This is a genomic window from Xenorhabdus yunnanensis (genome assembly GCF_028598805.1).
In the GTDB taxonomy this organism is placed as follows: domain Bacteria; phylum Pseudomonadota; class Gammaproteobacteria; order Enterobacterales; family Enterobacteriaceae; genus Xenorhabdus; species Xenorhabdus yunnanensis.
On sequence record NZ_JAQRFI010000032.1, the window covers coordinates 1 to 14,219 of the forward strand.

Annotated in this window: 7 protein-coding genes; 4 read left to right on the top strand and 3 right to left on the bottom strand. The window is 43.0% G+C overall.

The window, feature by feature from the left end:
- Window positions 1–145 precede the first annotated feature (145 nt).
- The 3 genes from PSI23_RS13570 to PSI23_RS13580 all read left to right on the top strand — a co-directional run bounded on the left by PSI23_RS13570 (window position 146) and on the right by PSI23_RS13580 (window position 8,295).
- On the top strand, window positions 146–772 hold the full coding sequence (locus PSI23_RS13570) for a ubiquinone biosynthesis protein UbiH (protein ID WP_273555590.1): 627 nt from the start codon (window positions 146–148) through the stop codon (window positions 770–772).
- A gap of 163 nt (window positions 773–935) precedes the next feature.
- Window positions 936–3,152, top strand: a complete 2,217-nt coding sequence (locus PSI23_RS13575; protein WP_273555591.1) for a flotillin family protein — start codon at window positions 936–938, stop codon at window positions 3,150–3,152.
- 130 nt (window positions 3,153–3,282) lie between these two features.
- Entirely contained in the window at window positions 3,283–8,295 is a 5,013-nt protein-coding gene (locus PSI23_RS13580) for a DNA repair ATPase (RefSeq protein WP_273555592.1), read from the top strand.
- A 214-nt stretch (window positions 8,296–8,509) separates the two neighbouring features.
- Here the strand turns inward: PSI23_RS13580 and PSI23_RS13585 are convergent, their stop codons facing one another.
- Window positions 8,510–9,949, bottom strand: a complete 1,440-nt coding sequence (locus PSI23_RS13585; protein ID WP_273555593.1) for an amidase — start codon at window positions 9,947–9,949, stop codon at window positions 8,510–8,512.
- A gap of 580 nt (window positions 9,950–10,529) precedes the next feature.
- Between PSI23_RS13585 and PSI23_RS13590 the strand changes: the two genes are divergently transcribed.
- Window positions 10,530–11,618, top strand: coding sequence for a saccharopine dehydrogenase family protein (locus tag PSI23_RS13590; protein ID WP_273555594.1), 1,089 nt, complete (start codon window positions 10,530–10,532; stop codon window positions 11,616–11,618).
- A gap of 100 nt (window positions 11,619–11,718) precedes the next feature.
- Here the strand turns inward: PSI23_RS13590 and PSI23_RS13595 are convergent, their stop codons facing one another.
- Both PSI23_RS13595 and PSI23_RS13600 read right to left on the bottom strand, forming a co-directional pair.
- Entirely contained in the window at window positions 11,719–12,297 is a 579-nt protein-coding gene (locus PSI23_RS13595) for a TetR/AcrR family transcriptional regulator (protein WP_273555595.1), read from the bottom strand.
- Window positions 12,298–12,656: 359 nt separating this feature from the next.
- Window positions 12,657–14,105, bottom strand: a complete 1,449-nt coding sequence (locus PSI23_RS13600) for a flavin-containing monooxygenase (RefSeq protein ID WP_273555596.1) — start codon at window positions 14,103–14,105, stop codon at window positions 12,657–12,659.
- Between the last annotated feature and the right edge of the window lie 114 nt (window positions 14,106–14,219).

Consider the following 14,219-nt stretch of genomic DNA (forward strand, 5'->3'; position numbering starts at 1 on the left):
AATCGCCCTCGTAAAACACGAGATTACAAAACACCGAATGAGTTATTTAAAGGAGTACCCACTCATTTACTTCGTTCATTACGGTGTTGCGCTTAATATGTGAATCCAAGTTTAATTATTATTATCGTCTTGAGACAGCATTCTGATGGAGCTTTTCTTACAAAATTGTTTGGCTTTTCCGGTTGTTATTTTCAGTGGATTATTATTCATTATTTTGTTTTATTGGATATGTGCTGCTTTTGGTTTGCTTGATATTGATATCCTTAATATGGATGTGGATGGATTTGATGCCTCAAGTCTGGCAGGTTGGTTAACAAAACTTGGCTTAACAGGAATTCCTGTCACCATTATTATCACGCTGTTTACTCTGATTGGTTGGCCTTTGAGTTATTTCAGCATGCACTTGATGCTCCGCTTTATTGAAACCGATGTATTCCATTATTTACTTGGAACCATCACTTTCTTTGCCGTGAGTTTCATTTCCTTATTACTGACAGCAATGTTATTGCGCCCATTACAACCGAAACTGACCAAACTCAATCGCTCCAACAGCGTCGATAATCTGATAGGAAAATTTGCCGAAGTCCGTTCTCCCATCGTCACAGAACAGCGCGGCGAAGCTCTGATGGCAAACCACGGAGCCAGCCTTATTTTACAAGTACGGGCTCCAGAAAGTGACGGTATTACCCGCGGTGACCGTGTTGTCCTGATCAGTTACGACGCCGCAACCCACAGTTACACCGTGGTCAGCGAAGACGAATTTAGGCTGTAACGGCTGACCATGACCAGCCGCCGCTTAACGTTAAATCACTATCATAAACCTTGCTATCTGATATGCCTCACTCAACATTTATTTCGGTCATGGATGAATAGCAGCTTAAATTATGGGTCACTGACGCCTTTCCCGTTAGCCCCAAAATAAAATGGAGAAATACATGTCAGATATTGCCTTGGCGGATTTCATGCCTTTTTTGATCATCATTGCGACAATAATTATCGTCATTCTGGGTTTCTTTGGGCTTTTTAAAGCGTTTTATATCAAAGTCCCACAGGGAACGGCGCTGATCGTCAATGATATGTCTGCCCAGCCGAAAGTACATTTCACTGGTGCGCTGATTTATCCGGTGATTTACAAAAAGGAGTTCATGCGTATCTCCCTGCTGACGCTGGAAGTCGATCGCCGTGGTAAAGATGGCCTGATCTGTAAAGATAACCTGCGTGCGGACATCACCGTTGCATTCTACCTGCGGGTTAATGAAACCACCGAAGACGTGCTGAAAGTGGCAAAATCCATCGGTGTAGAGCGTGCTTCTGACCATAACGCCGTCAATACCCTGTTCAGTGCCAAATTTTCAGAAGCCCTGAAAACCGTAGGTAAGCAATTCGAACTGTCAAAATTGTTCGAAGATCGCCAAAATTTTCGTGATCGCATTGTTGATGTCATCGGTAAAGATCTGAACGGTTATGCACTGGAAGATGTCGCCATCGACTATCTGGAACAAACACCGAAAAACTCGCTGGATCCAAACAATATCTTTGATGCGGAAGGTATTCGTAAAATTACCGAAATTACCGCTATCCACAATATTGAAACCAATCAGAAAGAACGCGATCAAGAACTGGCTATCCAGAAGAAAAACGTGGAAACCCGCGAAGCCAGTCTGGCATTGGAACGCCAGCAAGCGGATGCGGAAGCCCGGCAACAACGTGAAATAAAAAGTATCCGTGCTCGTGAATCTGCTGAAACTCTGCGTGTACAGGAAGAAGAACGCCTGAAAGCAGAACAGGCTCGCATCCAGACTCAGCAGGAAATTGAAATCCGCGAAGAAAATCGTCTGCGTGAAGTTGAAGTGGCACAACAAAACCGTTCCCGTGCCGTCGCCATTGAGATGGAAAAAGTCATTCGTGCGCAGGAATTGGAAATTGTTTCCCGTGAACGTGAAGTGGAACTCCAGCGCATTGAAAAAGAAAAGACATTGGAAGAAGAGCGCAAAAACATCTCTAACGTGATTCGTGAGCGTGTAGTGGTAGAAAAAACCGTTGCACAGGAAGAAGAACGTATCAAAGAAGTGCGCATGATTTCTGAAGCTGACCGCAAAAAACAAATCACAATTATTGATGCTCAGGCTAAAGCGGAACAGGAACTGGTTCGTCAGGTGAAACAAGCAGAAGCGGATGAAAACAGTTCTAAATTTAAGGCACTGGAAATCAGTACCATGGCACAGGCAGAGCTGGAAGCCGCCGCCAAACAGTCAGAAGCGAAAAAACGCATGGCCGAAGGTATTGAGGCAGAAGAGGCCGCATTAGGTTTGGCCGAAGCCCGTATCCGCCAGGCTAAAGCCGAAGCCGAAGAGAAAGAAGGTCTGGTGCAGGCGAATGTGATTGCAGAAAAACTGCTGGCAGAAGCCCGTGGTACACAAGAAAAAGGTTTGGCGGAAGCGCGGGTTATGGAAGCCCAAGCCAATGCATCTGAAAAACAGGGCCTTGCCGAAGCGAAAGTACTGCAAGAGAAATTGGCTGCTCAGGCACGTGGTGATGAAGAACAAGCCAACGCCAAAGAAAAATTGGGTCTGGCGGATGCCAAAGTGCTGGAAGAAAAACTGGTGGCACAAGCCCGTGGTGAAGGTCAGTTGGGTACAGCTCAAGCTGAAGTTATCCGTCAACGCCTGAAAGCAGAAGCAGACGGTCTGACCGACAAATTCACCGCCATGGGCAATCTCAACGATACGGCTCGCGATCACGAAGAGTTCCGTATGCAGCTTGAGAAGAACTTCGAACAAGCAATGGCCTCAATCGCCGCCAACAAAGAGATCGCCAAAGAGCAAGCAGAAGTGCTGGCTGCGGCACTCAGCAAAACCAACATTGATATCGTGGGTGGTGATGGCAGTTTCTTCAATACCTTCTCCAAAGCGCTCAGTGTGGGCAAAGCCATCAATGGTGTAGTAGACAAAAGTCCTTTGGTAAAAGAGGCTGTACAGAAATTGCTGGCAGGCAAAGGTGAAAAAATCAATGGGGAGAAAAACGGAGAAAAAGAAGTCGGGGAGCAAAAACTGGACCTTGATTCACTCCTGAAAAACCCTGAAGTGCAGTCTTTGATTAAGATGTTTGGCTCAAGTAAAAAGCGCCCTAACAAAGATAATACCAAAGAGTAATCAATAACACTCATCCGTCACAGGCAACTGTGACGGATTTTCCCTGCACTAAACCATGCATATCAGTACAAGCCCCAAACCAGAATCAACATCATTAAAATCAATCTTAAGCAAGGAAACGTGATACGCCATGTCAGATAGCCAATTGAATAATCGTGAACAGGAATTATTGGATAACGCTGTCGCAGAAGGCGGAGCTTACGATATCTTACGCAATCGCCTGTCTGAACAAGGCCAGCAGCTACATGAAAAAGCCAGCCTGTTGAACACCCGCCGTCTGGAAGAGTTTGGTAAAAATCAGACTGATATTATCGGGCGTATCCGTATTCGCACAGAAAACAACTGCGTTGCCCGCGATATCGTCCGGGTCGGTGATTGGCTGCTGTTTGGCTATAACGTATTCCTCGGCTTAAAAAAAGAGACACGAATTGAAGATGTCTTCTCCCTGTATAAGCTCAAAAAAGAAAATGGCGAATATGATGTGGAATCCGTCCCACTGACAGGTACATTTCTCAATATCACCAGCTTTGTGCAGGATTTCAGTGAACTCTACATTTACTATAAAAACACTCAATTGCTGGGTCTGGTCGAGCGCGATGGCAAACTTCTCGCTAGTTTCCAGATTGGTGAACGAATCACAGATATTCGCGTATTTCGCTGGGCGATTTCCAGCGACAAAACAGAAATAACCTATATTGATAATCGTGGCGAACGGGATATCGCCCTGCCCCCTGCCTATGATTTTGAATGGCAAAAAACCACGCGGGAAAATGCCGTTAATGGCCGTTATCCACATATGAACATTCTGGATACGGTGTTTGTCGAAACCATTGGCGGCGATCTGACCATAAAATGTGAAAACAACACCGAAGATGGTCTGGGGATCTATCGGGAAGCCGTTCTGGATAAAACCCAGTCACTGGATGATGCGCAGATTGAATATGCTCAGACAGGTAGCCTGATCCTGCTGAAAATCCTGCCTTATCGTGAAGAATCTTGGCGTTATCTGGTCTACAACACCCTGACCCAAAGTGTACAGCGCATTGATGCCATCGGCTCGGCCTGCATTCAGTTACCGGAAGATCACGGTATTATTTTCCCCGGCGGTTATTACCTGCAAAGTGGGGAATACAAAACTTTTGATCAACCGATGAATGGAATGTGCTTCCGCCGTGTCCGCCGTTCCCCAAATGGGGAAGATGTCATGTACATCTTCTACGAACCAAAGCTTGGTCGCCTGGCACTGTTCAATTACAACCTGATCGAACGCAAGCTGCAAAACCCGCTGTTTGGTCACGGCTATGCTATGTTGGAAGATGGTCAGATGGTGCTGTTTGAAGGGCAATCAGAAGAGCCGACCCGTATCCACCCGATGCAAATCTGGCAAACCCCATTTTATTCTGATGAATATGCCGCTCGCCAACCAGCAAGAAACAGTTTTTTAGGCCGAATCGGCAATGCTGAACTAGTACGTGGTATTTCAGATCTTTACCATATCGCCAAAGAAATAGAACAACAGCAAGTGTCTTCCCTGCTCTACGAAAAACTCTGTCAGGACACCCACCGTCTGGTGGATATCTACTATTGGTTTAATGATGAACATAGGTTTAATGATGAACATAGGTTTAATGACGAACATTGTCTTAATAACGAACATTGCCTTAATGACGAACAGAGCCTGAATATCTCTGGGTTGTTGAAAGAGATCGCCAATACTGGCGAAAAGGTACTGGATGAATACGAAAAAGTAGAAAGCATCCGCCGCCAGTCTGTTCGGGCCATGAATGAAGCAACGTCGTATCAGAAAGATTTATTGTCTGCGATGCTGCCGGAAAGCTGGACAGAGACTCAGCAATTCATTGAAGCCTTAAAAAAATTGAGCATCCAGCGTGGTCACTTGATCACTTTGCGCGATCATCGTTATATCGATCTGTCCCAACTTGATGAAATGGAAGCACAACTGTCTGATAGCCAGCAACGTATTTCTCTGGCGACAGCCGAATTCCTTGCCAGCGAAAAGGCATTACAGCCATTTACTCAGCAATTACAAGAACTGGAAAAACAGGTTCAGGCTGCCGCTAACAGCGCTCAGCTTAGCGAGCCGCTGGCGAACATAGAGAAAATGTCCGCCGATTTGGATATGCTGTCAAACTTGATGGCTTCACTGAAATTCGAAGACACCACTCAGCAAACCCATATCATTGAGTCGATTTCTGAAATTTATGCCCTGCTGAATCAAGCACGAGCCAGACTGCAACAACGCCGCAAAGAACAAGGTTCTGTTGAGTCTATTGCTCAGTTCGGAGCACAATTTAAACTGTTCAGTCAGGGAATTACTAATGCGCTGGCGCTTTCTACCGATCCTGAGCGTTGTGACGAACAACTCTCCCGCTTGCTGGTACAACTCGAAGAGCTGGAAACCCAATTCAGTGATCACGATGAATTCTTGAATGACATTCTGGGCAAACGTGAAGAGTTGCTGGAAACATTTGAAACCCACAAACAGTCACTGTTGGATGAGCGCCAGCGAAAAACCCAGAATTTGCAGGTTGCCGCAGAGCGTCTTCTGGACAGCATTAGCCGCCGGACAGCAAAATTTTCCTCACTTGATGAACTGAATGCCTTCTTTGCTTCCGATACTCTATCGCTGAAAACCCGCGAAATTATTGAACGCTTACGAGAATTGAAAGACAGCGTAAAAGCGGATGATATTGATGCCAAATTCAAGGCAGCACGAGATCAAGCCATTCGCAGCTTACGGGATAAAACCGAAATCTATGAAGATGGCGGTAATGTTATCAAACTTGGCCCGCGCCACCGTTTCAGCGTTAATACCCAAGAGCTGGATCTTACTATTTTGCCACGGGGTGATCGTCTCCACCTGCATCTAACGGGAACGGATTATCAGGAGCCGATTGACAGCCCAGAACTCGAATCCCTGAAACCTTATTGGCCGATTGCACTTGAATCAGAAGCACCACAAGTTTATCGCGCGGAGTATCTTGCTTATTCACTGATCTACGCTGCAAGTAAAGAACACGCTGGCTTGACACTGGACGAACTAAAATCCCTGTTAAGCCAGCCTGATATGCTGGAAAAAACCGTACGTGAATTTGCGGCGCCTCGCTATAAAGAAGGTTATGAGAAAGGTATTCATGACCATGATGCCGTCGCGATCTTACGCAAATTAATCCCTGTCGGGGAAAGTGCCGATCTTTTGCGATTCAACCCTCACGCCAGAGCGATTGCCGTTCTGTTTTGGGAACAGATTCAACACGAAGAACAGCCAGCATTGTGGCCTGAACGTGCCCGTACCTGTGCCAATATTTATCAACTTTTCCGTAATGATACTGGTTTGCGGGATCTACAGGCAGAAATCGAAGCAGAAATTAGCCTGTTCCTTGAGCGCCATCCAATCAAGTGTGAACCTTACCAGCAGACACAAGCCGCGGAATATTTAAGTTTGGCAATAAGCCGGGCAACCGTGGAATTCAGTTTCAGTAAATATGCCCGTACTCTACTGGAAGGGCTGCAATCTGAGCTGGAAAAAGCGCATATGTGGGGGGATTTCAACCACTCACAACAAAATCTCAATCAACGTTTCGCCCAGCGCTGGATGTTGGTGGAAAACTGGCTGAATGGTCTCTGTTCCCTGCAAAAATTTGCCCCACTGAAAGGCTATATTTCAGAAGCTGTGGCACTGGTTTTATTGGAAAAAGCGCTTAATGCTCGTTTCAGTGAAGTCGATCTGCATTTCACTGTCACGGATTTGATCGGCGAGCACCCTTCCATCGTCAATCAAACTCTGACTCTGAGTCTTGATGATTATTTCTGCCGGATGCGTAAACAGCGTAAGGTCTTTATTCCTGCCTATCACCATTATCAGGAATTGCGCCAAAACGTACTGAATCAGCAGAGAAAAGCGCTGCGCCTACATGAATTCAAGGCTCGACCACTCAGTTCATTTGTGCGCAACAAATTGATCAACGATGTTTACCTGCCGCTAATTGGCGATAATCTTGCCAAACAAATTGGTGCCATTGGGGAAGGTAAGCGCACCGACTTGATGGGGATGTTATTGATGATTTCCCCACCGGGTTATGGCAAAACGACCTTGATGGAATATATTGCCAATCGCCTTGGATTGATCTTTATGAAGATCAACGCACCCGCATTGGGGCACGACGTTTTGTCACTTGATCCCGTTCAAGCTCCGAATGCAACCGCCCGTCAGGAATTGGAAAAGCTGAATCTGGCGCTGGAAATGAGCAATAACGTGATGCTGTACGTGGATGATATCCAGCACACCAACCCTGAATTCCTGCAAAAATTTATTTCCCTGTGTGATGGCACACGGCGTATCGAAGGGGTTTGGAAAAACCAGACCAAAACCTACGACATGCGGGGCAAAAAATTCTGCGTTGTTATGTCAGGTAACCCTTATACCGAATCCGGCGAATTGTTCAAAATTCCCGATATGCTGGCAAACCGTGCTGATATTTATAACCTCGGTGAAGTATTGGGTGGCATGGAAGAGGCATTTACGCTGAGTTATATCGAAAACAGCCTGACCTCAAATCCGGTACTGGCTCCATTGGCATTGCGCGATATGAATGATCTCTATCTGTTTATCGATAAAGCAATGGGCAAACCATTCTCCAGCAATAATCTGAGTTACCCCTACAGCGAAGCAGAGATCACCGAAATCGCCGCCATTCTTGAGCGTTTGCTGATGATGAGGGATGTCGTCTTCAAGGTGAACCAACAATATATTGCCAGTGCCGCGCAATCCGACAAATACCGGACAGAACCACCGTTCAGGCTGCAGGGCAGTTATCGCAACATGAATAAACTCAGCGAAAAAGTTTCTGCGGTTATGAACACTGAAGAAATACGCCGCATTATTGATGATCACTATTTAGGTGAAGCTCAATTACTAACGAGTGGTGCCGAAGAGAACCTACTCAAACTGGCAGAGATTCGCGGCACAATGACACCGGAAGAGGTGCAACGCTGGCAGCAAATCAAACGTGACTTTATGCGGAATAAAGCACTGGGTGGTGATAATGCCGATGTGGGTGATCGCGTGGTTGCTCAGTTGGCTGACTTAGTTGAAAGTGTTCAGGCATTGAAGAACGGATAGTTACAGGTTTTTTTATAAAATCACTTGATTCAGGTCAGAAGGGTAATCTGAACATTCTTCTTTTCCTGTCCTGCTAAAGATAATTATCCGGCATGCGATGCACGAGCGATGTAAGAGTAAAGGTTGGTCATGAGATCAACCTTTACTCCAATTTCAGACGTATCTCACACACTTGCCCTACACATATTTTGTTACGTTGCTGTTACACCATCCTTCAGGTTGTTATCAATGGCCGACGGTCTTTCCAAGCCATCTCTTGCTCTAGTTGAGCGGAAACCTGAAGTACAATAGCCTCGTCGCCATAACGACCGACAAGTTGTACACCGATGGGAATACCATCATCGCTCCAGCCAAGCGGCAGTGAGATCGCCGGCTGACCAGTAATGTTGAAAGGAAAGGCGAATACTGAATCTGTCCATTTGTCGTTGTAACGGTCAATGTCAGTCTCCGACATATCATAGTAGCCAATGGGACGCGGTAATTGTGTCAACGTAGGCGTAATGAAAATATCGTAAGGTAAAAGGTCATTGGTTAGCTCTCGTCCGAGCAAGCGGATCTGCTCTATGTCTTTAGAATGTGTTGTACCACTGATCGAACGACCACGTTCGATAATTGCCCAAGTAATTGGCTCGACATCATCCGGTGTCACTGGCCGTCCAACGATGCTAGATAGGTCATTTAAACCTGACACTGCCTGCACGAAAATCATGTCTGTATAAGCCTTCCAGGCAACAGTGGTGTCAAACACCATGTCGTGCTCTTCCACTATGTGTCCAAGTCCTTCCAGCGTACGTACCGTTGCCAGCACAGCCTTTTTCACCTGAGCATCAATTGGGGTGCCATTGGAGGGAGTAACGGTGAATCCGACACGTAATTTTCTAGGTTCCTGGGCCAACAGTTCCAACCAAGGTAAATCCGGGGTTGGAGGTGTATAGAGATCGCCCGGAAGTGCGCCGGCCACGGCGTCCAGATAAGCGGCAGTGTCTCTTACAGTGCGTGAACAACAGAGAAAACAAGCACCGCCATACCAATAATCACCGATAGGCGCTAGCGTCATACGCCCTCGCGATGGTTTTAGCCCCACGATGCCACAGCAGGACGCTGGGATACGGATAGATCCGGCTCCATCACTGGCTTCACCGATGGGCACAATGCGTGCAGCTACTGCCGCGGCTGTGCCACCACTTGAACCTCCGGCACTAATCCCTTCTTTCCAGGGGTTTTTCGTGATGCCATAGAGTTTTGGCTCAGTGCTGATCGACAAACCATTCTCTGGCGAATTTGACTTCCCGACCAATATTAATCCCGCACGTTTAATACGCTTTGTTACCTCTGAGTCAATCGGCGCAATCATATCTTTCTGATAGCGGGAGCTATTGGTGAGAGGCGCACCTTTCCATAGTGAGGCAAGTTCTTTAAGCAAGAACGGTACGCCAGCAAAGGGAGCATTATGATTAACAGAAGCCGCTGCCTCTCGACCAATATCATAGAGTTTGTGAACTACAGCGTTAAGTTCAGGATTAAGCCGTTCAATACATGTAATAGCTGCTTCTACCAATTCTAAAGGGGTAACCTCACCCTGATGCACTAGCTTAGCTAAACCCAGCGCATCCGACTCAGTATAGGTGGTTATGAGACTCTCAGTTATAGCCATATTACCTTCTCCTATCGAATAGTTACGAGCTTGCTTAAAACATATACAGATTTACTGATTTCACACATTCCTCTTGTCGGTTTATTCCTCAGAAATTATGCAAGATCTTTAGATAAAGATTTTTTCAGCAAATCGAGTCTATAACTATATTTCTGGCTGTCAATTGAACTAAATAGAAGTAGAAGGAGTAATAGAGCTCTTTACAACAAGATTTCTTTGCAAGAATAAAAGTAATATCAATCCCCCGCCACGTGGGACAAGGTATATCAGCTAATGAACATATTCCCTGTTATGGTAGAACCAAAAAATGGATCATATAGACAGAATATCTAAGATAACAGGACAATGATATAAATAGGAAAAACGCCAGTATTATTAAGGATATAACCTTGTTGTATAAATAAATAACCATAATGGTTAATAATTTAAATCAACTATTTATAGATTATATAGTTACATAATAGAAAGCATTTTAAATTTAAAATAGCTTATAAATATATTGCAATAAGTTCAATGATCTCTAAAATTAGGTCAGTTGACCTAATTTTAGAGATCATTGAACTTTTGTAAGGATCATAAAATGAAGAATATATCTGTATTACTCGTTGGTGGTTATGGAGTTGTTGGTCAGCAAGCAGCGCAAATTATCAATCAATACCAACCTGATTTACACTTAATCATTTCCGGTAGAGATATTAACAAGGCAAAAAAAGTATCTGAAACCTTAAATAATTCCGAAGGTTTATTTTTTGATGTGGAAAACCCTTCTTTGCCAAATGAACTAAAAATTGATATTTTGTTAGCACTTGTTAATGATCCACAAGATAAATTATTAAATTTTGCGCATCAAAATAATATTGCATATATAGATATTACTCGTTGGACTGAGCGCTTGCAGGTTGCACTAAGTAAGGCAACCGTCATGCAAAATCAAAAAAGAAGTACTATGATTTTTGCATCGTCATGGATGGCTGGTATCGTAGCAACATTAATCAATGATATCAGTAAGTCATTTGCAAAAATTGATAGTATTGACATGAGTGTCTTATATGCTTTGAATGACAAGGCAGGACCAAATTCAGTTGATTATATGGATAGGTTAACAACCCCTTTTACTGTGAAGCAAAATGGGAAATACCAGAAAATTCTACCTTTTTCTGATGAGCGAACTGTTTTATTTAGTGATGGCAGTACCCATAAAGTTTTTCGTATTGATATGCCAGAACAATTTATCTTCCCCTTAATTACAAATGCACAAACCGTTGCAACCAGAATTGGTTTCGATGATATTAAAAGTAATCAGCTATTAGCTTTTTTAGTTAAAAAAGGGATTTGGAAGCTATTGTCAGGAAAGAGAACTACTGGGCTGCGTAGAAAAATCTTATATAACCCAGGAAAAGGGCATCAACATCAAATTCGTACCGATATACAAGGCACTGATGAAAAGGGGCATCGCAAAAGTGTATATCTGCAAATTAACGATCCAAAAGGACAAACACACTTAACGGCAACAGGAGCTGCCGCATTGGTGATTCAGTTGGCTGAGCATATACAAAATAATCACTCAACGATTTTAAATTCTGGTGAAAGTTTTTTAGATGTTGAAAAACTAAAATCGCTATTATCCTCAGAAAACGTTCATTTTAGTGTTAATAGAGAAACAGAGTAAAATCTTTCTGCAACCAGATAATGTTAAATGTTAATAGTATAAGATGCTTTCAAAAAATTAAGCCCTTAAATAATCCATAAAGACTTCTTTACGGATTATTTTATTCTGACTCCATAATTGCAATTATGGTAGAACGTAAACGCTTACTTAAATCAAAATTAAAACTTTCCTTATTCTGATAGGAATACAAGATGGACAAACCTTCAAATAAAGAAACCAACATTAACGCTTTTTCTTGCCTGATATTTTCTGGCATATCTGAACAGGTATTACGCAAAATAATAATAATTTTCTCAATATAACGTTGATAAAACTTGGTCAAAGCTTTATGCAGTTTATCTGAGTGATGGCTCGCTAACCATGTTTCTAACGTCAAGGTACATAGCGACATGTCTTGTAAGTTCATTAAAATGATGTCCAGTAAAATATCAAGTTCAGTACTCTTAGCATTAACAAATTGTAATCTTGTTGCCGCATCTTCAATAATTTGATTGAATAATCCCTCTAATAAAGATTCTATATTAGGAAAATAGTACTGTAAATTTCCAAGAGTGATTCCACAATAATTAGCGAGAGCTCTCATGCTAAAAGAGCGACTTTCTCCTTGAACAAGGAGTTCTATCGCATTTTTTAAAATACTATTTTGTTTTTCTTTGAATTTTTCTTTTCTAGATTTCATTATGGTCATTATCAACGTAGTATAGTTAATTAAATGATAAATATATAGAAAGTTGTATATGGCATTAACCTGTATTGCAAGAGAACTTTTCAGATAAGACACTCATATACCCGGCTTTTTTGTTGGAGATTAAACCAAAATTAATTGATTATACCTTCCTACCGAAATCTATGACCATCCCCCATTTTTGTAATACTGATAAGTATGATGTTATTCATGATGGTCTCTCCTAAAAGAGAACATCCTGCCAACATACAGCTAACAGGATGGGAATGAGCATCTCATTAAAGCCAAATTTGATTCTGAACTTGCTGTTCTTTAGCAAATTTGGGGATATATTGAATTTTACATTTCTGAAATTATTTCCATTTCAATGCCACATCATCTACTGGCTGCCCCAATACTTCTTTATCTTTTTTATAATCATGTGGAACATGCCAATTTGGACTTCTCCCCTGACGAGGAAGGCCTTTATCACCACGCTTCACATAACCCGAGCGTAAGGCACCAAACATATGTTCATCAACAACTATCTCATCTGATGAAGCATACGGTGTTACAACTGTGGCATGACGACGATCCATCTCATTTAACAAACGACAAATATAGTCTGCTGATAGATCAACTTTTAATGTCCAGGCATTATTAATATAACCAAACAAATAGGCAAAATTAGGAATACCTTGTAACAATGTCCCCTTATAAAACATCAAATTATGACTTTCTAGTGGTTGTCCATCAATAGAGAGCTTAATTCCTCCCATAAGTTGTAATTGCAACCCTGTCGCTGTCACTATGATATCCGCTGGTAATTCCTTACCAGACTGCAACAAAATACTGTTTTCAGTAATGCGTTCAATTTGATCAGTAACGATAGACGCTTTGCCTTCTTTCAGTACCTTAAATAGATTGCTGTCGGGAACAAAGCACAACCGTTCATCCCATGGCATGTACTTTGGCGTAAGGTGTTTCATGTCAAAAGTAGGGCCAACCTTTCTGCGAGCTAACCCCAGCAAGAATGATTTCAATAGGTTAGGAAAATATCGACTCGCTTTATACAGTGAACTAAAAAAGAAAATATTACGACTTCTGCTCGACGCATAAATCCAACGTTGCGGAACAATGCCTTTTAAAAACTCAGCGATCTTATCCCTGCCCGGTATCGAAAAAATATAGCTAGGGGAACGCTGTAACATAGTGATGTGCTCAGTATCATTGGCCATAGCGGGAAGTAAAGTCACTGCTGTTGCACCACTTCCAATCACAACAACTCGCTTTCCTTTGTAATCCAATGTCTCAGGCCAATGTTGTGGATGAACTATTGAGCCTTTGAAATTTTCAAGGCCGGGAAATTGAGGTAAATGTGGTTGATCATAGTTGTAGTAACCTGTCGCAGAAATAAGAAAATGACAGGTAAATTGCCGCATTTCTCCACTGGCTTCGTCAATTGCAGTAATAGTCCATTGATCTGTTTCATTTGACCAATCAGTTTGAATAATTTTTAATCCAAACTGTATTTTCTTATCAACTCCATACTCTTCCGCCGCTGAGTGGAGATAACGTCTAATTGAAAGACCATCAGCAAAAATGCTGGTATCTGCCCAAGGGCGGAATTTATAGCCGTAGCTCATCATATCTGAATCTGTACGAATACCCGGATAGCGAAATAAATCCCAAGTTCCACCTATCGCATGACGACGTTCTAAGATCCCCACTTTCTTGTCAGGACATTCTCTTTCCAGATGACATGCCATACCAATGCCAGAAACTCCAGCTCCTATGATCAAAATATCATAATGGTTATCCATACAATCCCCCCTGCAAAAATGCACGTTTAATCAGATAAGTATCCTGCACAATCTTCCATGTTATTTTTTATTTGCAGGGGTAACCATTTGCATTTATGTGGGGGGAGTATCACA